Consider the following 22,813-nt stretch of genomic DNA (forward strand, 5'->3'; position numbering starts at 1 on the left):
ATTGTGCCGAATCGGACGGTCATGACGATCACAGCCTCACCCTCTGCAATAAACGGACTCCAGGGTCCAGTATAGTTCTCGATGCGGACTGCAAGGTCCACTTACCGCGCGGAACCACACGGAGGCGTGAGCTCCCCATGATCGATCAGACGACCCGAGAGTCCGAAGCCCCGCACGACTCGGGGGGACTCGGCACCAATCTCGTGTTCCTCGCCCTGGCCGCCGCCGCCTTCGCGCTCGCCCAGACCGCGATCGTGCCCGGCATCATGATCCTCGGCCACGAACTGCACGCGAGCACGGCAGATGTCGGATGGGTGCTCACCGCCTACCTGATCTCGGCCGCGATCCTCACCCCGGTCTTCGGCCGCCTCGGCGACATGTACGGCAAGAAGAAGCTGCTGGTCATCGCGCTCGGCCTGTTCGCACTCGGCAGCGTGGCCGCGGCGCTGGCGCCGTCGATCTGGGTGCTCGTGGCCGCCCGGGTCGTCCAAGGGGCGGGCGGTGGCATCTTCCCGCTGTGCTACGGCATCATCGGCGACACGTTTCCCGCCGAGAAACGCGGCGGCGCACTGGGTCTCATCTCGGCGCTGGCCGGGATCGGCGCGGGTGGCGGCTTGCTCATCGGTGGCCTGCTGATCGATCACCTGTCCTGGCAGTGGGTCTTCTGGTCGGGCGCGATCATGTCGGCGATCGCGCTCGTCGGCGTGCTGCGGGTGCCGGAGCGGTCGATCCCGACGCCCACGCGCATCGACTTCGCCGGCATCGCGCTGCTCAGCATCGGCCTCACCATGCCGCTGCTCGCGCTGAGCCGCGGCTCGACGTGGGGGTGGACCGATGCGCGCACTCTCGGCCTCATCCTCGGCGGTCTGGTTGTCCTGATCGGTTTCGTCGCCTTCGAGACCCGCGTCGGCGAACCGCTGATCGACATGCACGTGCTGCGGCGTCCGACCGTGCTGATCACCAATATCACCATGCTGCTGTTCGGCGCGGGCATGTTCGCGGTGTTCTCGCTCATCCCCCAACTAGCCCAGACCCCCGACACCGGCGAGTACGGCTTCGGCATGGACGCCACCGGGTCCGGTCTGCTGATGATCCCCGGCTCGATCGCCATGCTGGCGGCCGCGGTCGTCGCCGGGCGTCTCGTCGGTCGGGTCCGCGCCGCTGTGCCGCTGGTACTCGGCGCGCTCACCGCCGCCGCCGGATTCGCGGCGCTCGCGCTGTCGCACGGCTCCCAGGGCGCTGTCATCGGGTTCACGGTCGTGACCTTCGTCGGCATCGGTCTCGGGATGGCGGCCATGCCGAATCTGATCATGTCCGCGGTGCCTGCCGAGAAGACCGCCGAGAGCACCGGCGTCAACGCGCTGATCCGGTCGGTGGGCTCCTCGATCGGGTCGCAGGTCGCGGCAACCGTGCTCGCGGGCAGTGTCGTCGCCGGGACGGCGCTGCCCGCGGATTCAGGCTTCACCACCGCGTTCTGGCTGGCCGCGGGCGCCATCGCGCTGGCGGCTGTGGTCGCGGTGTTCATCCCGCAGAGCACCCCACCGGCCGCGACATCCGTACCCGAGGACCGTGAATCGGACCTCGCCCTCGCCGAGTAACCGGCAAGGGCGACGGCGGCGGCTAGGCGGCGGCCCGGTCGACGCGCTGCCCGCGGTCGCGGGTGGCGCGCACGCCCGACATCACCAGCGGCAGCAGCCAGCCCATGGCGAACTGGTCGTAGGGCAGCAGCGCCTGGTCGAGGCGGTTGTGGACGAAGCCGACCGACAGGCCCGAGCGGGGGTCGACCCAGCCGAACGACCCGCCGAGACCGATGTGACCGAAGGCCGTGTGCGCACCGGGCGCGGGCATCGAGTGGTAGCCCAGATGCCACATCATCGGCATGTAGAACAGGGCGTGGTCGAGGCGGTAGGTCTGCACGCGCCGGATGAGCTGGTGCGTTTCGGGGCGCAGGAACGGTGACCCGTCGAGGGTGACGCCGTCGGCCAGACCCGCGTAGAGCTGGGCGAGTCCGGCAGCGGTGGCGACGCCGTTGCCCGCGGGCATCTCGGTGTCGAGAATCGGCGGGTCCTCCCCGTCGAGAATGCCGTTGAGGCCGGTCAGATACAGGCAGCGCGCCGCCGCGCCGAGCGCGCCGGGGATACGGAAGCCCACCCGGTTGAGGAAACCGGCGGCCACCGGATGCCCGGCCAGGCGCAGGTGGGTGCCGGCGAGGCGGGCGTACTCGGTCGACGAACCCGCCGCCGGACGGCCGAGGTGGAAGCCCTCGACACCGAGCGGGTCGGTGACCTCGGTGCGGATAAGTTCGCTCATGCTGCGACCGGTGACCGAGCGCGCGATGCCCGCCAGCAGCCAGCCGTAAGTGAGCGCGTGGTAGGTCGGCACACCGAGCAGCCGGTCGGGCTTGGCCATGGCCAGCCGGTCTTCCATCAGCTCGTGGTCGAGGAGTTCCTGGGCGCTGTCGGCGATCGGGGACAGCGACGACAGCCCGGAACGGTGGGTGAGCACGTCGGCCACGGTGATCGCGCCCTTGCCGTGCGCGGCGAAGCGAGGCCAGTACTCGGCGACCGGGGCCTGGTAATCCAGGAGCCCGCGATCGGCGAGACGGTGGATGACGGTGGCGGTGACGCCCTTCGTCGCGGAGAAGACGATCGAACCGGTGTTCGCCGACCAGGGCTGATCGCCCGCGCTGCCGGTCCACAGGTGTGCCAGGGGTTCGCCGTGCCGGTAGATCGCGATGGCGCCGCCCGCGTCGCGCCGATGTCCGATCAGGGCGGCGAAAGCGCGCACCAGCGGACCGAAACCGGCCGGCGCATAACCGCCCACACCGGTCGGAAGGGCAGCACTGTCCTGCCCGTAAGCCTCGTTGCTCATTGCTCAACCGTACGACCGTTATGTCGCCTCGGCAACGATCTCGCGCGCACCGTGGCCGAGCTGTGGCCGCGTGAGATCAGTCGGTGACCACGGTTCCCGCGCCCTCCCCCTCCTCGAGTACGACGAAACTGTGACCCGAAACAAGAGTTCCCCCTTCATTTTCTGTCGCCGGTGCCCACGCCAGCAGCACCCGGCCGTACACCGGGATCACCGCCTCGTCCTCGGACAGGTTGCACACCACCGAGATCCGGCCGCGTCGCAGCACGAACCAGCGAGCGCTCTCGTCGTAGTCGGCCCAGACCCGTTCCAGCCAGGGATCACCGAACTCGGGCCTCGACTTGCGCAGGGCGAGCAAAGCGCGATAGCAGGCCAGTAGCCGGGCGTGCGGTTCACGGCCGCGTTCGGTCCAGTCGAGTTTCGAGCGGGTGAAGGTGGCGGGGTCCTGGGGATCGGGGACGTCGTCGGTGGCCCAGCCGTGGGCGGCGAACTCGGCGCGGCGGCCGTCGGCGGTCGCGGCACCGACAACGGGGTCGGTGTGGGAGGTGAAGAACTGGAACGGGGTGCGCGCGCCCCATTCCTCACCCATGAACAGCATCGGCGTACTCGCGGACAGCAGCACCAGAGCCGCTTTCACCGCCAGCTGGCCGGGGGCGAGGTAGTCGCTGGGGCGGTCGCCGACGGCACGGTTGCCGATCTGATCGTGGTTGCAGGTGTAGCCGAGCAGGGCGCTGCCGGGGATCAGGTCGCGGCGGATCGGGATGCCGTGGGTTCGGCCACGGAAGCTGGAATAGGTCGCGGCGTGGAAGAATCCGTGGGTAAGGGTCTGTGCCAGGCAGGCGAGTGAGCCGAAATCGGCGTAGTAGCCCTGTCTTTCGCCGGAGACGGCGGTGTGCACGGCGTGGTGGAGGTCGTCGTTCCACTGACCGGTCAGGCCGTAGCCGCCTGCCGCGCGCGGGGTGATCAGGCGTGGGTCGTTGAGGTCGCTTTCGGCGATGAGGGTGAGCGGGCGGCCCAGCTGCGATGCGAGCGCGGTGGTTTCGACGACGAGTTCTTCGAGCAGGTGCGTGGCGGTGTGGTCGACGAGGGCGTGGACGGCGTCGAGGCGCAGTGCGTCTATGTGGAAGTCGCGCAACCAGCGCAGGGCGTTGTCGACGATGTGACGGCGCACGGCATCGGAGCCGGGGCCGTCCAGGTTCACGCTCTGACCCCAGGTGTTTCGGCCGGTGGTGAGGTAGGGCCCGAAGCGTGGGAGGTAGTTGCCGGAGGGGCCGAGATGGTTGTACACCACGTCGAGGCAGACCGCGAGACCTCGGCCATGGCAGGCGTCGACGAAACGTTGCAGACCGTCGGGACCGCCGTAGGTTTCCTGCACCGCGTACCAGAGCACGCCGTCGTAACCCCAGTTGTGGGTGCCGTCGAAGGCGTTCACCGGCATCAGCTCCACGGTGGTGACGCCGAGTTCGACCAGGTGGTCGAGGCGTTCGATCGCGGCGTCGAAGGTGCCTTCCGGGGTGAAGGTGCCGATGTGCAGTTCGTAGAACACCGAGCCGGCCAGTTGCCTGCCGGTCCAGGACCGATCAGTCCAGACGGCGGGATCGAGGTCGTGGACGGCGGACAGGGCATGGACGCCGTTGGGCTGACGCGGTGAGCGCGGGTCGGGCAGCACCGTCGGGTCGTCGCCGATGAGGAAGCCGTACTCCGCGCCCTGACCTGCCTCGGCCCGGACCGACCACCAGCCGCCGCCGTTGCGGCGCATGGGGTGAACCACCCCCTCGAGGTGCAGTCGCATCGCGCTCGCCTCCGGCGCCCACACCCGAAACTGCCTCATACCGTCAGCATCGCACGGCGGGGCGCGGCACGCCCGGGCAACGATTGCCGAGCGGTCGCGGTGGTCAGCGCGGGAAGGCTGCGACGCCGACCGGGCCGACGCCGACGCACAGCGATTGTTCGGGGTCGAGCGGGCGGATGCGCAGCGCGTCGCCGCCGCCGAGCAATCGGATGTACACCGTGTTCAGGCCCTTTCGCACGTCGGCGACGGTTTCGGTGTCGCCTTCGAAGGACACCGCGATCCGGCCGTCGCGGTCGGCGAGGTAGTTGATCTGGGCGGTCCAGTCGCGGATCTGCATGGGGCCGTCCAAGGGGATCGGTGTGCTGCCGCGCACTCGGTGGCCGCATTGTGGCTCCGGCCCCGGAGTGACGGCGCGGTTCCACCAGACGTGCGCGTCGACGATCTCGCCGGTGTCGGTGATCATCCGCAGCGTCGGGGTGGCTGCGGCGAACGTGGTCGGCGTCGCGATCGGGGCGAGGACATGGTCGGTCATGTTCTCGGGAAAAGCCAACGGGTTCAGGACATTCCAGGGGACTTCCTGAGGCAGCAGTGGGGCGTCCGTCGCCGCGGGAAGGGCGGCGCGCACGCCGGTGAGGTAGGTGCGCGCCGGGCTCGGTTCCCACGATTGGGTGAAGGTGATCGTGGAGATGACGCTGCTCAGCAGGAACAGGACGGCTGGTATCGCGAACAGCGTCGAGGTGGGCAGGTCTCTCGGGATGCGACGGTGGAGTGACGAATCCTCCTGCGTGGCAGCGCAACGCCGTGCCTGCAGAATCAGTGCGAGGGCGACCGTGGCGATCACGGCGAAGTCGGCGAAGTAGCGCATGGACTGGAGCAGCAGGGCGGCGGTGCCGGGCCCGTCGCGCAGCACGATCACCGGAGCGATGGTCCCGATGGCGTATCCCACAGCGCCTAGCCAGACCCAAGTCACCCGCGCCCGGGAGCGAATTGTCCACGCCGCCGACAGGACCAGCAGCACCCAGCAGATGAGTACAGCCAGGCCTGGCGGGTCTGCCCAGGGGGTGGCCGGTTGCCAGCGTTCCCAGCGCCACGGACCGCCGAACAAGGCGGGGACCAGTCCGTCCGACAGCGCCCGGCTGAGCAGCGCGCCGGGATCTTCCGGCCCGGTCAGGCCGCGGGGGCGCTGGATGACCAGTAGGAACACAGCGGCCCAGGCGAGCAGAACGGCGCCGCCCGCCACCCAGAGCGCTCCCCCGCGATGGACCGCGTCGCGCCATGATCGGCCCGCGACATGCGCCGACAACGCGACCACCGCGCACGCGACCGGCAGCACGACGATCGACTTCTCGAACGACAGCAAGGCCACGGCGACGACGAGGGCACCCGATACCGCGTACCGGCGCCTGCCCGTCCGCGCCAGCAGGACGGCGTCCGCACTCACCCAGGCCAGCGCGATCTGCAACGGCAAGGCGTTCACCGCCGCCGCCCACCAGGCGAACGCGGGCACGGTCAAGGGCACGAACAGGTAGAACAGCAACGGTGCGAGCAGCCGCGCCCGCCACCCCATCAGCACGACGAGCAGTCTTAGCACCGCGAGCGAGGCGAGCAGCTGCAACCCGACGAGCACCGCCGCCGCGACGGGCCAGCTCAGCGGCGCCACCTTCGTCACCAGCCAGGTCAACGCGATCGCCAACGGCATCACGTGCCCGTCGTGGCTGGTCAGCAGCAACTCCGCCGACCACAGGGGGTGCCTGCTGACCTGCCCGATGAGGATGAAATCGTCCCAGTAGAAGAAGCCGGAGAACGCCACCCAGCCCCGCAGAACCAGCTGGGCGAGGATCAACGCGGCGGCCACGCCGATCACCGCACGTGCAGGCAACCGTGACCACATCTGGCGAGCGGACGATGCGGTCGACAGGGGCGAGTCGAGCAGCGTCACAGACATCACGCCTCTCGACGCTAGCCCGTCCCCTCCTGTCCGGCCATCACCCCGCCGGGGTCTGGGTGTCGGCACCACCCGGCGTCCGGAAGTTCGGCATGTCTCCTGATCGGGCGAACAGCCGTCCTTCAGCCCAGGCAGCCCGGCCCGAGCAGTGCTTTCAGGTCGCCCATCAGCGCCGAGGACGGTGATACCCGCCAGGCGTCGTCGAGTTTGAGCAGGGTGGTCTTCTCCCTGGCGCCGACGTGGCGGATGTGCACATCGGAGGTGCCGGGATGACGCGAGAGGACCTTCTTGAGTTCCTTGACCTTCTCCGGAGTGCACATACGGGTGGTCATGACCACCGACACCGGCTTGGCCACGCCGATCGCCGAAAGGTCGGGCACCACAAGGTCGTTGGCGATCAGCGAGATGCGATCGTCACGGACCGAGACGCGTGCTTTCACCAGCACGACGGCGTCCTCCACCACGTCCATGCCGTACACCGAGTAGGACTGCGGGAAGAACAGCACCTCCACACCACCGGTGAGGTCCTCGAGCTGTGCCGATGCCCAGGCCAGGCCGTTCTTGTTGATGCGGCGGTTCACCGAGGCGAGGATGCCGCCGATGGTCACCTGCGCGCCGTCCTTGACGTCACCTTCCAGGATGGCCGGGATGGGGGTGTCCACCTGGGCGGCGAGGACGTGTTCGACACCGTTGAGCGGGTGGCCCGACACGTACAGGCCGAGCATCTCCCGTTCCAGGGCCAGCTTGTGTTTGGTTTCCCATTCGTCGTCGGGCACCTTCACGTTGAACACCGACGCCATCGACTCGTCGGCGTCGTCCATCCCGCCGAACAGGTCGAACTGGCCGATCGCCTCGGCCTTCTTGGTCGACATCACCGCATCGATCGCATCGGAATGCACCAGCATCAGACCCTTGCGCGGATGCCCGAGCGAGTCGAAAGCACCTGCCTTGATGAGGGATTCGGTGACCTTCTTGGAGCAGGCCGTGGCGTCGATCTTGTTCAGGTAATCGGAGAAGTCGGTGAACTTCGACTTCTCCTTGCGGGCGGCGATGATCGAGGACACCACATTGGCGCCGACATTGCGCACCGCGCCGAGACCGAAGCGGATGTCCTTGCCCACCGAGGCGAAGTTCTGCTCCGACTCGTTGACATCGGGCGGCAGCACCGTGATGCCCATCTTGCGGCAGTCCGAGAGGTAGACCGCGGCCTTGTCCTTGTCGTCACCGACGGAGGTGAGCAGACCGGCCATGTACTCGGCCGGGTAGTTCGCCTTCAGATAGGCCGTCCAGAAGGAAACGAGGCCGTATCCGGCGGCGTGCGACTTGTTGAACGCGTAACCGGCGAACGGGAGGATCGTGTCCCACAGCGCCTTGATGGCCGGTTCGGAGAAGTCGTTGGCGAGCATGCCCTCGCGGAAGCCGGCATAGGCCTCTTCCAGCACCGACAGCTTCTTCTTACCCATGGCGCGGCGCAGGATGTCGGCTTGACCGAGCGAGTACCCGGCCACCTTCTGCGCGATCTGCATGATCTGTTCCTGATAGACGATCAGGCCGAAGGTATCGGCCAGGATGTCTTTCAGTGGCTCTTCGAGCTCGGGGTGGATCGGTTTGACTTCTTGCCGCCCGTTCTTGCGGTCGGCGTAGTCGTTGTGGGCGTTCATGCCCATCGGGCCGGGACGGTAGAGCGCGAGCACCGCGACGATGTCGCCGAAGCCGGTGGGCTGCATGCGGCGCAGCAGGTCACGCATGGCGCCGCCGTCGAGCTGGAACACGCCGAGAGTGTCGCCGCGGGCGAGCAATTCGTAGGTGGCCGGGTCGTCGAGCGGCAGGTTGTCCATGTCGAGGTCGATGCCGCGGTTGGCCTTGATGTTCTCCAGGGCGTCACCGATGACGGTGAGGTTGCGCAGGCCGAGGAAGTCCATCTTCAGCAGGCCGATGGCCTCGCACGACGGGTAGTCCCAACCGGTGATGATCGCGCCGTCCTGTGCGCGTTTCCACACCGGGATGGCGTCGGTGAGCGGCTCCGAGGACATGATGACCGCGCAGGCGTGCACGCCCGCGTTGCGGATCAGCCCTTCCAGACCCTTGGCGGTCTCGTAGATCTTGGCGACATCGGGGTTGGTGCTGATGAGTTCGCGGACCTCGGCGGCTTCCTTGTACCGCTCGTGGTCGGGATCGGTGATGCCGGCGACCGAGATGTCCTTGGCCATGATCGGCGGGGGCAGTGCCTTGGAGATCTGGTCGGCGATGGCGAAACCGGGCTGGCCGAACAGGACTCGCGCGGAGTCCTTGATCGCGGCCTTGGTCTTGATGGTGCCGAACGTGATGACCTGGGCCACCCGGTCGCTGCCCCACTTCTCGGTGGCGTAGCGGACCATCTCACCGCGGCGGCGATCGTCGAAGTCGATATCGATATCGGGCATCGACACACGCTCGGGGTTGAGGAATCGCTCGAACAGCAGACCGTGCGGGATGGGGTCGATATTGGTGATGCCCATCGCGTAGGCGACCAGCGAACCGGCGGCCGATCCACGGCCGGGGCCGACGCGGATACCGACCTCGAGTGCGTGCTTGATGAGGTCACCGACGACGAGGAAGTAGGCGGGGAAGCCCATGTCGCAGATGACTTTGAGCTCGAAGTCGGCGCGGTCGAGGTATTCGCGCGACGGACCGTCGGGGAAGCGGCGATCCAGGCCTTCGAGGACTTCCTTGCGCAGCCAGCTGGCCTGGGTGTGGCCTTCGGGGACCGGGAAGATCGGCATCCGGTCGCGGTGTTCCCACACCTCGTCGTAGGGCTGGACCCGTTCGCCGATGAGTTCGGTGTTGTCGCAGGCGCCGGGGACTTCGGCGTCCCAGATGGCACGCATCTCCTCGGCTGATTTCAGGTAGTAGCCGTCACCGTCGAATTTGAAGCGGGTGGGGTCCGAGAGCGTCTTGCCGGTCTGGATGCACAGCAGCGCTTCGTGATTGGTCGACTGGTCCTTGGTGACGTAATGGCAGTCGTTGGTGGCCAGCGGGGGGATATCGAGCTGCTTGCTCACCATGAGCAGGCCCTCACGCACACGACGCTCGATCGACAGACCGTGGTCCATCACCTCGAGGAAGAAGTTCTCCTTACCGAAGATCTCCTGCCACTTCGCGGCGGCCTCGAGGGCTTCGCGCTCATGGCCGAGGCGAAGACGGGTCTGCACCTCGCCGGAGGGGCAACCGGTGGTGGCGATGATGCCCTCGGCGTGCTGGGCGATGATCTCCTCGTCCATCCGCGCCCACTTGCCGAGCTGGCCTTCGATGGAGGCCAGGCTCGACAGCTTGAACAGGTTGCGCAGACCGGTCGCGTTCTCGGCGACCATCGTCATATGGGTGTAGGCACCGGAACCGGAGACGTCGTCACTCTTCTGCGACGGATCGCCCCACAGCACACGCTTGGTGTCGAACCGCGAACCCGGCGCGATATAGGCCTCGATACCGATGATCGGCTTGATGCCCGCCTTCTTCGCGGAGTTGTAGAACTCCGAAGCGCCGTACATGTTGCCGTGGTCGGTCATCCCGACCGCGGTCATCCCCAACCGCTCCGCCTCCGCGAACAACGGCGAAATCTTCGCCGCACCGTCGAGCATGGAGTACTCGGTGTGGTTGTGCAGGTGAACGAACGATCCGGACGACAAGGCAAGTCCCTTCCCTGAACTTGAAGCTGTGGCGGAGCAAATGCAGCACTCCACCGATGTGGCAACTGGCGTCGCACCGGAGTGTTCCAGCACCCACCGACACAGAAGACCGATCGGTCCCAATGAGACTGATCGGCCTACTAAAGGCCTTGGCGGCACGCTATACCAGAGCCACTCGACAACGTATCGAAAATCTGTGCCGTCGCCACAATCGGGGCGTGCGAGTCGCGACCCGGTGTGTTGGACGTCGAAGAGAGCGCTAAGCGAGCTGACGAACAACCACCTCGCTCAGATGGCGCCACTCCGAGCGAAGCCGCGTCATGATCGACGTGTGCGCTCAGACCGGAAACTCTTATGACCACCTTCGTGGTGGCTGTCGCGGTGGTGGCGGCGATGGCGTTGGTCGTGTTGCTGATCTGGCGGCGGACGCAGCGGGTGGTGACGACTCCCGCGCAGCGAGCGGTGCATCAGGCGTTGCATACGGCGTCGTTGGCGGCGGTGCCGTTGCGGCGGGGGTTGACCGAGGAGTCGGCGCGGGCGGCGGCCCCGCATCTGCGGACGTTGGCGGCGGCGGAGGGGTTGGGGGTCGCGGATGCGGAGGGGGTGTTGCTGGCGTGGGACGGGCCGCATACGGGGATGCTCGGGTCGTTCGGTGCGGCGGCACGGCGGGCTATCGCTTCGGAGCGGCCGGTGCTGGTCGACGGTGACGAGCACACGTTGATCGCGCAGCCGTTGCTGATCGATGTGGGGGCGGCAGTGGGTGCGCTGGGAATGGTGATCACCGGGAAACCGGGGCCGGGAATGCTCGGTGCGGCGGCCGAGGTGGCGCGATACGCCTGTGGGCAGCTGGAATTGGCGGAACTCGATGCCTCGCGGGCGCGGGTCGACCGGGCGGAAGTGCGGGCGTTGCGCGCGCAGATCAGTCCGCATTTCATCTACAACGCGCTCAACACGATCGCCTCGTTCGTGCGCACCGATCCCGACCGGGCGCGCGAACTGATCCTCGAATTCGCCGACTTCACCCGGTACTCGTTCCGGGCGGCGGGCGAATTCACCGTGCTCGCCGACGAATTGCGCAATATCGAACGGTATCTGGCATTGGAGCAGGCACGTTTCGGCGACGCGCTCGACGTGCGGTTACGGATCGCCCCGGAGGTGCTCGGTGTGGTGCTGCCGTTCCTCGCCCTGCAGCCGCTGGTCGAGAACGCGGTGCGGCACGGCCTCGGCGGCGGCAGGCACGGCGGCCAGCTCAGCATCGTCGCCAGTGACGAGGGCACCGACTGCCTCATCAGCGTCGAGGACGACGGCATCGGCATGGACCCCGACCTGCTGCGCTCCGGCGCCCTCGACGCCGTCGACACCTCCGGCCCCACCCGCACCGGCGAAGCCGCCCACGTAGGCCTGTCCAACGTCGACGACCGCCTCCGCGCCGCCTTCGGCAACGACTACGGATTGGTCGTCGAAACCGCACCGGGCGCAGGCACGAAGGTCAGCATGCGAGTCCCCAAGTTCCGCCCCGGAATCCGCGCCTGACTCGTCGCGGCCGGGTCGTCGGCACCCCACGCGACCTGATGGTCGGCCAGTGGCTTATCGAGCGGCAACGCGACGAAGCGGCGGCGAACGACAGCCCGCTGGTAATCCGTGCGAATCACCTACGTGGCCGATCGGATCAGCGGTTGTCGCACCACCACATCGTGCCCGGAAGCACTCGACGAAACTGTCCCCAGCAGGCATCGCCCGCGCGATAACCTGGCGGTATGCCCGAGTTGATCGCGCCGGACGTGCGTTGGCGTACCGCGTGGCTCGATGCCCACGACGAGTGGGGACCTGGCACCCATGAGGACGGATTCGGACTGTCGGCGGAGGACGAGGTCGACTCGGCGCGGACGATCGAGCGCAACGGGGGCGTCCTCGAAGGGATGTGGAGACCGACCTCGGGCAGGCGCGGCGGTATGTGGTCGGCGTCTGAAACCCAGCCGCTACGATGAGCTGGCTGTGACCTGGAACACTGATGACACTTCGACCGCTCTGCGGGTGCTGGCTGTCGACGACGAGAAGCCCGCGCTCGACGAGCTGGTGTATCTGCTCACCGAGCAGGTCGGGGTGGGGGAAGTGCACGGGGCGTCCGAGGCGACGGGGGCGTTGCGGGTGTTGCGGGCACACCCGGTCGACGCGGTGTTTCTCGATATCGACATGCCGGGGCTGACGGGGATGGAGCTGGCGGGGATTCTGTCGGAGTTCGCCGAACCGCCCGCGGTGGTGTTCGTGACCGCGCACGACGATCACGCGGTGGCCGCGTTCGATCTGGGGGCTGTCGATTACCTGCTCAAACCGTTGCGGGCGGCGCGGCTGGCCGAGGCGGTGCGGCGGATCGCGGCGGCGCGGGCGCCGGTGGCCACCCCGCCCGCGCAGACGCATCCCAGCGAGGTGATTCCGGTGGAGCTCGGCGGGGTGACCACGCTCGTGCATCGGGCCGATGTCTCCTGGGTCGAGGCCGATGGCGACTATGCGCGACTGCACACCACGTCCGGCTCGCATCTGGTGCGGATCCCCTTGTCCGCCCTCGAATCCCGGTGGGAGGGTGCGGGTTTCCTGCGGGTGCACCGGTCGTATCTGGTGGCGTTGCGGCTGGTCACCGGGTTGCGCAGCACGGGAAGCGGCACGGTGGTCTGCCTGCGCGCCGAGGGTTCGTCCGGGGCGGTGGAGTTGCCCGTGAGCAGACGGCAGGTGCGCGAACTCAAACAGCGGCTCGTGCACGGGCCCCGGCAGAACTGGTCGCAGCGGTGACCGGCCCGCAACGACCACAGCGCGAACGGGTGGTGCTGGCCCAGCGGCGCGGTGCGCGTCGGGTGCGCACCCGCACCGAGGTGGTCGAGCAGACCGATCTCGGTGCGGCGCTGATCGGCGGGCTGATCCGCGCCCAGCTCGGGCTCGCGCTGCGCCTGGGTTTCGTGGTCGTCGCCGGATTCGGTGCACTCCCGCTGCTGTTCGGGATCGACGCCATCGCCTCGGCGACCGTTCTCGGCGTCCGCCTGCCGTGGTTGATCCTCGGCCTCCTCGCGTTCCCGCTGCTGTACGCGGTGGGGCGGGTGTATGTTCGGCTGGCCCAGCGCAACGAGGACGACTTTCTCGAACTGGCAGGTGACTGAGCTGTGCCTGGTCGAGTACCGGCGTCTAGGTCGCGCCCGCGCAGCCGGACCACGTGCGAGGCCGTCCGGTCGGCGATGTCACCGTTGCACGAGCTAACCGATGCCACTGCGAGCTACCGCACGGCATCCACTGCGACGGCGGGCGATGTGGCCACGAGGCTGGATGCGGCTTCGCACCGGAGCGCGCCCCGATGACCTCGGGCTTTCCGATGCTCACCGTGGCGGCGCTGCTCCTGGCAGCCGTGGCAACGATCGGCATCGGCCTGTACGGGGTTCGCCTGTCGCGCACCACATCGGACTTCCTTGTCGCTTCCCGCACCGTCGGTTCACGCTGGAACGCGGCCGCGATCTCGGGCGAATACCTTTCCGCCGCTTCCTTTCTCGGCGTCGCGGGTTTGATCGCCAAGTACGGCGCCGACGCACTGTGGTATCCGGTGGGGTTCACGGCGGGGTACCTGGGTCTGCTGATGTTCGTCGCCGCTCCCCTTCGCCGCTCCGGCGCCTACACCGTCCCGGACTTCGCCGAGTTCCGGCTCGGCTCGATCCGGTTGCGGCGCATAACCGCCGGGGTGGTTGTCGTGGTGTGCGCGGTGTACCTCATCCCCCAGTTCCAGGGCGCGGGCCTGACTCTGCACCTGCTGCTCGGGGTGCCCGCCTGGGTGGGCGCGGTCGCGGTCGGCACCATCGTGCTGGCCAATGTGATCGGGGGCGGGATGCGTTCGGTGACGCTGGTGCAGGCGTTCCAGTACTGGCTGAAGCTGACCGCCGTCGCGATCCCCGCCCTAGTCCTCGGGTTGCATTTCCTCGCCGACGAACGCCCGCTCGGCACCCCGGCCCCGCCGACGGTCGACCGGCTCACCACGGTCGACATCACCACGGATGTGGTTGTGCACCTTGATGTTTCCCAAGTGGTCACCGTGCACGGCACCCTCGACGGGCAGGACACCGCAGGCGAGGTGACGTTGACACCGGGCAACCACACCCTGACCGAAGGCTCCGAACTGCTCCTGGCACCCGGTTCGGCGGTACCCGTCGTCGCCGGCGCACCGTCCGGCGGCACCGGCTGGGTCGAACCCGGCGGCGGCTTCGGCGGGAATCATCCCCGGTACCAGGTGTTCTCGCTGATCGTGGCGACATTCCTCGGCACCATGGGGCTACCGCACGTGCTCGTCCGCTTCTACACGAACCGGGACGGACCGTCCGCGCGACGCACGGCGCTGACCGTGATCGGTCTGGTCGGCGTGTTCTATCTGTTCCCGATCCTGCTCGGCGTCTTTGCCCGGCTGTACGTGCCGCAACTGCTCATCACCGGAGCCTCCGACGCGGCGGTCGTGCTGTTGCCCGGTGCTGTCCTCGGCGGGCTCGGTGGCCAAGTGCTCACCGCGCTGGCGGCGGCCGGAGCGATCGCGGCGTTCCTGTCCACGTCGTCGGGGTTGCTGGTGAGTCTTGCCGGGGTGCTCAGCACCGACGTGCTGCGCGGCCGGATCCGCGACTTCCGGGCGGCGGCGCTGGTGGCCGGGCTCGTTCCGCTCACCCTCGCGCTCACCGTCGCCTCGCTCGACCTGTCGCGCACGGTCGCGCTCGCGTTCTCGGTGGCCGCCTCGACCCTGTGCCCGCTGCTCGTACTCGGCATCTGGTGGCGTGGGCTCACCGCCACCGGCGCGGCCTGCGGGATGCTCGTCGGCGCTGTCACCGCGGGCGGGGCGACCGTGCTCGCGGTGCTCGGCGGTGCACCCACGCACGTGGCGAACGGCTGGGCGACGGCGATCGTCGACTATCCGGGCGCGGTGAGCGTGCCGCTGGCCTTCGCGGTGACCATCGTGGTGAGCCTGCTCGGCAAGCGACCGGACGGGCGGGTCGTCGCGGGCATCTTCCTGCGCATGCACGCGCCGGAACGGCTCGGGATGGGCGCGGACCGCAACCCGGTCGACCGCTGACCGGCCGACCGTTCATCGCACGCCGACGACCGTTCACCGCACAGGTGAGCACCTTCACCGAGTGACCCACACCACAGAACGCCGTGCGTCCTACCGTCATCACAGAGCAAGTCCCCCTTCACGCTAGGACCCCACCGCATGACCGAGTCAAGGCCCGAAGGAGGCAGCCTGCGTAACCACGTAGGGCCTCGCGGGCATGCAATCAAGGACGCAGCATGACCGAAACCGACACCGAAGAAGCGCCCGACCGGCGCCCGCCGAGTGCCGACGAATTCCTCGCCGTGCAGGCGAGCCCGCAGTTCCAAGATCTGCGGAACCGGCTGCGCCGCTTCGTCTTCCCGATGACCGCACTGTTCCTGGTGTGGTACCTGACCTATGTGGTGCTCGGTGCCTACGCGCACGACTTCATGGCCACCTCGGTCTTCGGCAATATCAACGTCGGACTGCTGCTCGGCCTCGCGCAGTTCGTCTCCACATTCGTCATCACCGGCGTGTACGTCCGGTTCGCCAATCGTGAACTGGATCCGCGGGCCGCGGCCATCCGGGAAGAACTCGAAGGGGACGCGGCATGATCGGTCAGCGCCCGAAGGCGGCAGCTCGCGTAACCACGCAGGGCGCCCGAGCATGCCGAAAGGACACAGCATGAGCATTCTCGCCGCGGATACGACGGTGGGTAACCCCGTCGCCAATATCGCTATCTTCGGGCTGTTCGTGGTGGTCACCATGATCGTGGTGATCCGGGCCAGCCGCAACAACGCCAGTGCCGCGGACTATTTCACCGGTGGTCGCGGGTTCTCCGGTCCGCAGAACGGCATCGCCATCGCCGGTGACTACCTGTCGGCGGCCAGCTTCCTCGGTATCGCCGGCGCCATCGCCGTCTACGGCTACGACGGGTTCCTGTATTCGATCGGGTTCCTCGTCGCGTGGCTGGTCGCGCTGCTGCTGGTGGCCGAAATGCTGCGCAACACCGGCAAATTCACGATGGCCGACGTGCTCAGCTTCCGGTTGAAGGAAGGCCCGGTTCGCACCGCGGCCGCGCTGACCACGCTCACCGTGTCGCTGTTCTATCTGCTCGCGCAGATGGCGGGCGCGGGCGGTCTGGTCGCCTTGCTGCTCGACATCTCCTCGCGTGCGGGGCAATCGGTGGTCATCGCGATCGTCGGTGTGTTGATGATCGTGTATGTGCTCGTCGGCGGGATGAAGGGCACCACCTGGGTGCAGATCATCAAGGCGGTCCTGCTGATCGCCGGTGCCGCGCTGATGACGGTGATGGTGTTCGCCAAGTTCGGGTTCAACCTGTCCGACATCCTCGGTGCCGCACAGGAATCGGTGAGCGAGTCGGCCAACAAGGCCGTCGCGAGCCGCGACGTGCTCGCCCCCGGCGCCCAGTACGGCGGCAGCGAGATGTCGAAGCTGAACTTCCTGTCGCTCGGTTTGGCACTCGTGCTCGGCACCGCCGGTCTGCCGCACGTCCTGATGCGCTTCTACACGGTGCCGACCGCGAAAGAGGCTCGGCGCTCGGTGGTGTGGGCGATCGGTCTGATCGGCGCGTTCTACCTGTTCACCCTGGTGCTCGGGTACGGCGCGGCGGCCATCGTCGGCCCGGACAAGATCCTGGCCGCGGCGGGTGGGCAGAACGCGGCGGCACCGCTGCTGGCCTTCGAGCTCGGCGGCGTGATCCTGCTCGGGGTGATCTCGGCGGTGGCGTTCGCGACCATCCTCGCGGTCGTCGCCGGTCTGACGATCACCGCGTCGGCGTCGTTCGCGCACGACATCTACGCCAGCGTGATCAAGAAGGGCAAGGTCGACGAGCGCAAGCAGGTGCGGGTCTCGCGGATCACCGCGGTGGTGATCGGTGTGCTGGCCATCGGGCTCGGCATCCTGGCCAACGGCCAGAACATCGCGTTCCTGGTGGCGCTGGCCTTCGCGGTCGCGGCGGCGGCGAACCTGCCGACCATCCTGTACTCGCTGTTCTGGAAGCGCTTCAACACCACCGGCGCGCTGTGGTCGATGTACGGCGGCTTGATCTCGACCATCGTGCTCATCGTGTTCTCGCCCGCCGTGTCGGGCACCAAGACCTCGATGATCACCGGGACGGACTTCCACTGGTTCCCGCTGTCCAACCCGGGCATCGTGTCCATCCCGCTGGCGTTCGTGCTCGGTGTGGTCGGCACCTATCTGGGTGGCCGCGGCGAGCAGGTCGACCTCGGCAAGGCCGCAGAGATGGAAGTGCGTGCCCTGACCGGCGTCGGTGCGGAGAAGGCGATCTCGCACTGATGTCCCCCACGCCCGTTCCGGTGGTTCGCCCCACCGGAACGGGCTGTACCCCTGAGTGTTTCGAAGGAGAATTGTTGTGACCGGCGCAGTGACCAATCCCGCGACCAGCTTCGGACCGAGTGCGGAGTTCGCCGCCCAGGCGAACGCGACCGCCGACCTCTACGAGCGGGCCGACGCCGACCGCGACGGCTTCTGGGCCGAACAGGCGCGCCGCCTGCACTGGCACACGCCGTTCACCCAGGTGCTGGACTGGTCCGACGCACCCGTGGCACGCTGGTTCGCCGACGGCGAGCTGAACGTGGCCTACAACTGCCTCGACCGGCATGTGCTCGACGGGCACGGCGACCAGGTCGCCGTCCTGTGGGAGGGTGAGCCGGGCGATTCGCGGGCGATCACCTATCAGGACCTGCTCGACGAAGTGTGCCGGGCGGCGAACACTTTCAGCGCGCTCGGGCTCGTCGCCGGTGACCGGGTCGCCATCTACATGCCGATGGTCCCCGAGGCGATCGTGGCGATGCTGGCGTGTGCGCGGCTGGGTTTGACGCATTCGGTGGTGTTCGCCGGGTTCTCGCCGAGCGCACTGCGTCAGCGGGTCGACGACGCGCAAGCGCGGCTGATCGTGACGACCGACGGGCAGTGGCGGCGAGGTAAGCCCGCGCCGCTGAAGTACGCCGTGGACGAGGCGCTCGGTGACGACCCGACCAGCGTCGAGCATGTGCTGGTGGTGCGGCGGACCGGGTTGGATGTGCCGTGGACCGAGGTTCGGGATCTGTGGTGGGACGAAACGGTTTCCACCGCTTCGCCGTCGCACGAGGCGCAGGCTTTTCCCGCCGAGCATCCGCTGTTCATCCTCTACACCTCCGGGACCACCGGGAAGCCGAAGGGGATCCTGCACACCAGCGGCGGATACCTCACCCAAACCGCCTACACCCACCACAACGTCTTCGATCACAAGGCCGGACACGACGTCTACTGGTGCACCGCCGACATCGGATGGGTCACCGGACACAGCTACATCGTCTACGGACCGCTGGCCAACCGCGCCACCCAGGTCGTCTACGAAGGCACCCCGAACTCACCGAACGAGCACCGCCACTTCGAGATCATCGAAAAATACGGTGTCACCATCTATTACACGGCGCCCACGCTGATCCGCACATTCATGAAGTGGGGTCGCGAGATCCCCGACGCCCATGACCTGTCGTCACTGCGTCTGCTGGGTTCGGTCGGCGAACCGATCAACCCCGAAGCCTGGCGCTGGTACCGGGAAGTGTTCGGCGACAACGAGACTCCCATCGTGGACACCTGGTGGCAGACCGAAACCGGCGCCATCATGATCTCGCCACTGCCCGGCGTCACCCACGCCAAGCCCGGCGCCGCCATGCGTGCGCTGCCCGGCATCTCGGCGAAGGTCGTCGACGACGACGGATCACCGCTGGGCGCCGACGCGTCGGGCCTGCTCGTGCTGGACAAGCCGTGGCCGTCCATGCTGCGCGGCATCTGGAACGACATGGACCGCTACCGCGAAACCTATTGGCAGCGTTTCGCTTCCGAAGGCTGGTACTTCGCCGGTGACGGCGCCAAACTCGACACCGACGGCGACCTCTGGGTCCTCGGCCGCGTCGACGACGTCATGAACGTCTCCGGCCACCGCATCTCCACCGCCGAAGTCGAATCCGCCCTCGTCGGCCACCCCAGCGTCGCCGAAGCCGCCGTCGTCGGCGCCACCGACCCCACCACCGGCCAAGGCATCGTCGCCTTCGTCATCCTCACCGGATCCACCACACCCGACGACACCCTCGTCGACACCCTCAAAGCCGAAGTATCCAAACAGATCAGCCCCATCGCCAAACCCCGCGAAATCCACATCGTCCCCGAACTCCCCAAAACCCGCAGCGGCAAAATCATGCGCCGGCTCCTGCGCGACGTCGCCGAAGGACGCGAACTCGGCGACACCTCGACCCTCGTCGACCCCGCCGTCTTCGAGGCGATCGCCAAGGCATGAATGCCCGGGACCAGGGCTCTCGGCCGCCCGGCGAGTCCGAGCACGAACAGCGCGATCGAACCGGGCATGCTGTGACCGTGGAGATTCCGATGTTCCCCCTGGGTACCGTGCTGCTGCCCGGTGAGCCGTTGTCCCTGCAGATCTTCGAGCCACGGTATGTGACGCTGGTTCGCGACTGCCTCGACGGCAGTCGCGAACCGGAGTTCGGCGTCGTGCTGATCGAACGTGGCAGCGAGGTCGGCGGTGGCGACGTACGCACCGACGTGGGTGTGCTCGCCCAGATCACCGATGTGACCGAACTGCCCGGCGACCGGTTCCGGCTGCGCTGCCTCGGCACCGAACGCCTGCGCGTTCAGCAATGGCTCCCCGACGACCCCTACCCCCGCGCCGAGACCTCGGTCTGGCCCGACGAACCCGGCGCCGACGACACCGCCCTCCTGGACGATTTGCGCGAACGCGCCACCCGCCTCCACGACCTCACCACCCGCCTCGCCCTGCGCAGCGGCATCCGCCACCCACCCCCGTCGGCCACCCTCGACCAGCTCCCCATCGACCCGACCACCCGCTCCTACGCCCTTGCCGCCGCCCTCCCCATCTCCCTGACCGACCGCCAAACCGCCCTGACCGCCCCCGACCCCCACACCCGCCTCAACCACCTGTCGACGGCTCTCGACGACGCCATCGCCATGGTCGAGTTCCGCCTCCAATAGCGGGGCGCGGACTCAGGTGCGCGGCACCGGGCGGTGCGGCGAACGGGTCGACCCCTCGGGATTCGCCCGGCACCGTTCGAGCGCGCTGAAGGCCTCGAACACCTCGGGTGCCTCGAAGGCGCGATTGCGGCGCCCGACAGTGAGCTGGAGGAGGACGCCCGCCTCGACCAAGCGGTCGATTTCACTCCGTCCATCGCGGCGGGCGTATCCGGTGGGCCGAGGTGCCGGAATTCGGTGAGCCCGTCGATATAGCTTCGGGTGGCCGTGGCAAGCACGAGCGAGACAGGGGCGACGGCGGGCAGGTCGTCGGGTCCCCGCGCTCCGGTCACGACGGGAAAGACCACCACGGTCCATCGAACTCGACCAGTGGCACCGCAGTAGCTCTGCCATCCAGGGCTCCTTCAATAAGAGCTGGCCCGAGTGTCGTTTCGAACCGGGAGGGAACTCGTGCCGTTGTCTGAGAGAAGAGCGGAATCGGCCGCTCGGTATTCGAGGAGGAGGCGGCGATGAGCGGCGATGTTGTGGTGGGGCGACGGAGTGTGGTGGTAGGGGCCGGGGCGCTGGCCGCGGTGGCGGTGGTGCCTGCTTGTGGGGGTGGGTCGGGGTCGACGGGGGCGCCTGCCGCGCCGGGGACGGCGTTGGCCAAGACCGGGGACGTGCCGGTGGGCGGTGGGGTGATCGTCGGCGACACCGTGATCACGCAGCCGACGGCGGGGGCATTCGTCGGGCTTTCGGCGACCTGCACGCATGCGGGGTGCAAGGTGTCGTCGGTGAAGGACGGGGTGATCGTGTGCCCGTGTCACGGGAGCCGGTTCGAGCTGGACGGCGCCGTGCGCGGCGGGCCCGCGCGCAACCCATTGCCTACGAAACCGGTTCGGGTCGAAGGGGATTCGATCGTTTCCGGGTAGCGGTTGCGCCGGGCTCCGGATCGGAGCCCGGCGGGTGCGCTCAGCTGGCGTTCATCATCTCGGCCATGCGCCGGTCCATTTCCTCCGGCGACACGTCCTCGATGTGGGTGGCCACGGTCCAGCGGTGACCCCACGGGTCCTCGAAGGAGCCGGTGCGGTCACCGTAGAACTGGTCGGCCATCGGGGTGATCTCCGAGGCGCCCGCGTCGAGGGCGGCGGCGAAAACGGCGTCGGCGTCGGGGACGTAGACCATCAGGTTCACCGGCGAGCCGCCGATGGCCTTCGGGTCGACGAAGCCGATGTCGGGAACCGGGTCGCCGACCATCAGGACGGAATCACCGATCAGCAGTTCGCTGTGGACGATCGTGCCGTCGGGACCTGGCATGCGCATGCGTTCGGTGGCGCCGAGGACGGAAATGTAGAAAGCGAGCGCGTCCGCGGCTCCCGCGCAGGCGATGCCGGGACAGATCGCCGGATAACCAGCGGGAATAGGTGACACATCGGACATCGGATACCTCCGGGTCGACGGTATTGCTCGGATGCCACCGAGCCTATTCCCCTGTCGCCCACACCGGAACCCTGGTAGAACTTGTTTCAGTTTTGACTATCCAGGAGGGCCGGGGCGTGCGGTACGGGATCGTGTTGTTCACCAGTGACCGGGGCATTACGCCCGCCGACGCGGCCTCGGCCGCCGAGCAGGCGGGATTCGACGCCTTCTACGTGCCCGAGCACACCCATATCCCGGTGGTCCGGGCCGCGGCGCATCCGCAGACCGGAGACTCCTCCCTCCCCGACGACCGCTATCTGCGCACTCTCGACCCGTGGGTCGCCCTGGCCACCGCCGCCGCGGTCACCAGCCGGATCACGCTGTCGACGGCGGTGGCGCTGCCCGCCGAGCATCACCCGATCACCCTGGCCAAATCCATCGCCTCGCTCGACCACCTCAGCGGCGGCCGGGTGGAACTCGGTGTCGGTTTCGGCTGGAACACCGACGAGCTCGCCCACCACGGCGTGCCCGCCAACAAGCGCCGCACGGTGCTGCGCGAACATCTCGACGCCATGCGGGCGCTGTGGTCGACCGAGGAGGCCGAGTTCGACGGCGACTTCGTGAAGTTCGGGCCGAGCTGGTCGTGGCCGAAGCCGGTGCGTGCGGGAGTTCCGGTGCTGCTCGGCGCGGGCGGCACCGAGAAGACCTTCACCTGGCTCGCCGCGCACGCCGACGGCTGGATCACCACACCCACCGAAGACGACCTCGGCGCGAAAATCGAACTGCTGCGGCGTGTCTGGAAGGAAGCCGAGCGCGAGGGCAGCCCGCGCGTGATCGCGCTCGCGGGCAAGCACAATGCCGACCAGCTCGCTCGGTGGGCCGATCTCGGTGTCACGGAGGTTGTCTTCGGGCTGCCGGACCGGGACGCTGCCGAGGTGACCGGCTACATCGCACATCTCGGCGGAAAGCTCGGCCTGCTCGGCTGACGAGTGGGGCCCAACTCCGGCCGCGCCGGTCACACCTGCGACGCCGACCGGCCTTCAAACGCTCCTGGAGACTCGGCTGGCGGT

Annotated in this window: 18 protein-coding genes; 12 read left to right on the forward strand and 6 right to left on the reverse strand. The window is 68.1% G+C overall.

Annotated elements, in window-relative coordinates; all coding sequences use genetic code 11:
- Positions 1 to 137: 137 nt before the first annotated feature.
- Complete coding sequence (locus AB0I35_RS21585; protein WP_357397947.1) at positions 138 to 1,598, forward strand: MFS transporter; 1,461 nt, start codon at positions 138 to 140, stop codon at positions 1,596 to 1,598.
- 22 nt (positions 1,599 to 1,620) lie between these two features.
- Here AB0I35_RS21585 and AB0I35_RS21590 read toward each other — a convergent pair whose 3' ends face one another.
- The 4 genes from AB0I35_RS21590 to dnaE form a co-directional block, all read right to left on the reverse strand.
- Complete coding sequence (locus AB0I35_RS21590; protein WP_357397948.1) at positions 1,621 to 2,871, reverse strand: serine hydrolase domain-containing protein; 1,251 nt, start codon at positions 2,869 to 2,871, stop codon at positions 1,621 to 1,623.
- Positions 2,872 to 2,947: 76 nt separating this feature from the next.
- A complete protein-coding gene (gene treZ, locus AB0I35_RS21595) occupies positions 2,948 to 4,699 on the reverse strand; it encodes a malto-oligosyltrehalose trehalohydrolase (RefSeq protein WP_357397949.1) in 1,752 nt (583 codons plus the stop codon).
- Between the two features lie 64 nt (positions 4,700 to 4,763).
- Positions 4,764 to 6,605: a hypothetical protein gene (locus AB0I35_RS21600; RefSeq protein ID WP_357398115.1), complete on the reverse strand. Its 1,842-nt coding sequence runs from the start codon at positions 6,603 to 6,605 to the stop codon at positions 4,764 to 4,766.
- 122 nt (positions 6,606 to 6,727) lie between these two features.
- Positions 6,728 to 10,270, reverse strand: coding sequence for a DNA polymerase III subunit alpha (gene dnaE, locus AB0I35_RS21605; protein WP_357397950.1), 3,543 nt, complete (start codon positions 10,268 to 10,270; stop codon positions 6,728 to 6,730).
- Positions 10,271 to 10,624: 354 nt separating this feature from the next.
- Between dnaE and AB0I35_RS21610 the strand changes: the two genes are divergently transcribed.
- The 9 genes from AB0I35_RS21610 to AB0I35_RS21650 all read left to right on the forward strand — a co-directional run bounded on the left by AB0I35_RS21610 (position 10,625) and on the right by AB0I35_RS21650 (position 20,348).
- Positions 10,625 to 11,803 carry a histidine kinase gene (locus tag AB0I35_RS21610; protein ID WP_357397951.1) on the forward strand — a complete coding sequence of 393 codons (1,179 nt, stop codon included), beginning with the start codon at positions 10,625 to 10,627 and terminating at the stop codon, positions 11,801 to 11,803.
- A gap of 224 nt (positions 11,804 to 12,027) precedes the next feature.
- On the forward strand, positions 12,028 to 12,258 hold the full coding sequence (locus AB0I35_RS21615; RefSeq protein WP_357397952.1) for a hypothetical protein: 231 nt from the start codon (positions 12,028 to 12,030) through the stop codon (positions 12,256 to 12,258).
- A 7-nt stretch (positions 12,259 to 12,265) separates the two neighbouring features.
- On the forward strand, positions 12,266 to 13,057 hold the full coding sequence (locus AB0I35_RS21620; protein WP_357397953.1) for a LytTR family DNA-binding domain-containing protein: 792 nt from the start codon (positions 12,266 to 12,268) through the stop codon (positions 13,055 to 13,057).
- The gene (locus AB0I35_RS21625) at positions 13,054 to 13,419 is read left to right on the forward strand and encodes a hypothetical protein (protein ID WP_357397954.1); all 366 of its coding nucleotides are present in this window, start codon (positions 13,054 to 13,056) and stop codon (positions 13,417 to 13,419) included. Before AB0I35_RS21620 ends, AB0I35_RS21625 begins: the two co-directional genes overlap by 4 nt.
- Before the next feature lie 191 nt (positions 13,420 to 13,610).
- The gene (locus tag AB0I35_RS21630) at positions 13,611 to 15,356 is read left to right on the forward strand and encodes a cation acetate symporter (protein WP_357397955.1); all 1,746 of its coding nucleotides are present in this window, start codon (positions 13,611 to 13,613) and stop codon (positions 15,354 to 15,356) included.
- A 215-nt stretch (positions 15,357 to 15,571) separates the two neighbouring features.
- Entirely contained in the window at positions 15,572 to 15,928 is a 357-nt protein-coding gene (locus tag AB0I35_RS21635) for a DUF485 domain-containing protein (RefSeq protein WP_357397956.1), read from the forward strand.
- A 70-nt stretch (positions 15,929 to 15,998) separates the two neighbouring features.
- A complete protein-coding gene (locus AB0I35_RS21640) occupies positions 15,999 to 17,633 on the forward strand; it encodes a cation acetate symporter (protein ID WP_357397957.1) in 1,635 nt (544 codons plus the stop codon).
- A gap of 76 nt (positions 17,634 to 17,709) precedes the next feature.
- Positions 17,710 to 19,638, forward strand: a complete 1,929-nt coding sequence (gene acs / locus AB0I35_RS21645; RefSeq protein WP_357397958.1) for an acetate--CoA ligase — start codon at positions 17,710 to 17,712, stop codon at positions 19,636 to 19,638.
- Between the two features lie 89 nt (positions 19,639 to 19,727).
- Positions 19,728 to 20,348, forward strand: a complete 621-nt coding sequence (locus AB0I35_RS21650) for an LON peptidase substrate-binding domain-containing protein (protein ID WP_357398116.1) — start codon at positions 19,728 to 19,730, stop codon at positions 20,346 to 20,348.
- 12 nt (positions 20,349 to 20,360) lie between these two features.
- Here AB0I35_RS21650 and AB0I35_RS21655 read toward each other — a convergent pair whose 3' ends face one another.
- Positions 20,361 to 20,519 (reverse strand): hypothetical protein, encoded by a 159-nt coding sequence (locus AB0I35_RS21655; protein ID WP_357397959.1) that lies wholly within the window; start codon positions 20,517 to 20,519, stop codon positions 20,361 to 20,363.
- Between the two features lie 335 nt (positions 20,520 to 20,854).
- Between AB0I35_RS21655 and AB0I35_RS21660 the strand changes: the two genes are divergently transcribed.
- The gene (locus AB0I35_RS21660) at positions 20,855 to 21,256 is read left to right on the forward strand and encodes a Rieske (2Fe-2S) protein (RefSeq protein WP_357397960.1); all 402 of its coding nucleotides are present in this window, start codon (positions 20,855 to 20,857) and stop codon (positions 21,254 to 21,256) included.
- 40 nt (positions 21,257 to 21,296) lie between these two features.
- On the opposite strand, the gene AB0I35_RS21665 is transcribed toward AB0I35_RS21660, so the two are convergent.
- Positions 21,297 to 21,764, reverse strand: a complete 468-nt coding sequence (locus tag AB0I35_RS21665; RefSeq protein WP_357397961.1) for a VOC family protein — start codon at positions 21,762 to 21,764, stop codon at positions 21,297 to 21,299.
- A gap of 116 nt (positions 21,765 to 21,880) precedes the next feature.
- Between AB0I35_RS21665 and AB0I35_RS21670 the strand changes: the two genes are divergently transcribed.
- Positions 21,881 to 22,729, forward strand: coding sequence for a TIGR03619 family F420-dependent LLM class oxidoreductase (locus AB0I35_RS21670; RefSeq protein WP_357397962.1), 849 nt, complete (start codon positions 21,881 to 21,883; stop codon positions 22,727 to 22,729).
- Positions 22,730 to 22,813: the final 84 nt, after the last annotated feature.

This window comes from Nocardia sp. NPDC050378, assembly GCF_040655675.1.
In the GTDB taxonomy this organism is placed as follows: Bacteria; Actinomycetota; Actinomycetes; order Mycobacteriales; family Mycobacteriaceae; genus Nocardia; species Nocardia coubleae.

Coding starts and splice junctions, on each gene's coding strand:
- AB0I35_RS21585 (WP_357397947.1), top strand. CDS start 138: ATGATCGATCAGACGACCCGAGAGTCCGAAGCCCCGCACGACTCGGGG.
- AB0I35_RS21590 (WP_357397948.1), bottom strand. CDS start 2,871: ATGAGCAACGAGGCTTACGGGCAGGACAGTGCTGCCCTTCCGACCGGT.
- treZ (WP_357397949.1), bottom strand. CDS start 4,699: ATGAGGCAGTTTCGGGTGTGGGCGCCGGAGGCGAGCGCGATGCGACTG.
- AB0I35_RS21600 (WP_357398115.1), bottom strand. CDS start 6,605: ATGTCTGTGACGCTGCTCGACTCGCCCCTGTCGACCGCATCGTCCGCT.
- AB0I35_RS21610 (WP_357397951.1), top strand. CDS start 10,625: ATGACCACCTTCGTGGTGGCTGTCGCGGTGGTGGCGGCGATGGCGTTG.
- AB0I35_RS21615 (WP_357397952.1), top strand. CDS start 12,028: ATGCCCGAGTTGATCGCGCCGGACGTGCGTTGGCGTACCGCGTGGCTC.
- AB0I35_RS21630 (WP_357397955.1), top strand. CDS start 13,611: ATGACCTCGGGCTTTCCGATGCTCACCGTGGCGGCGCTGCTCCTGGCA.
- AB0I35_RS21635 (WP_357397956.1), top strand. CDS start 15,572: ATGACCGAAACCGACACCGAAGAAGCGCCCGACCGGCGCCCGCCGAGT.
- AB0I35_RS21640 (WP_357397957.1), top strand. CDS start 15,999: ATGAGCATTCTCGCCGCGGATACGACGGTGGGTAACCCCGTCGCCAAT.
- AB0I35_RS21650 (WP_357398116.1), top strand. CDS start 19,728: ATGTTCCCCCTGGGTACCGTGCTGCTGCCCGGTGAGCCGTTGTCCCTG.
- AB0I35_RS21660 (WP_357397960.1), top strand. CDS start 20,855: ATGAGCGGCGATGTTGTGGTGGGGCGACGGAGTGTGGTGGTAGGGGCC.
- AB0I35_RS21665 (WP_357397961.1), bottom strand. CDS start 21,764: ATGTCCGATGTGTCACCTATTCCCGCTGGTTATCCGGCGATCTGTCCC.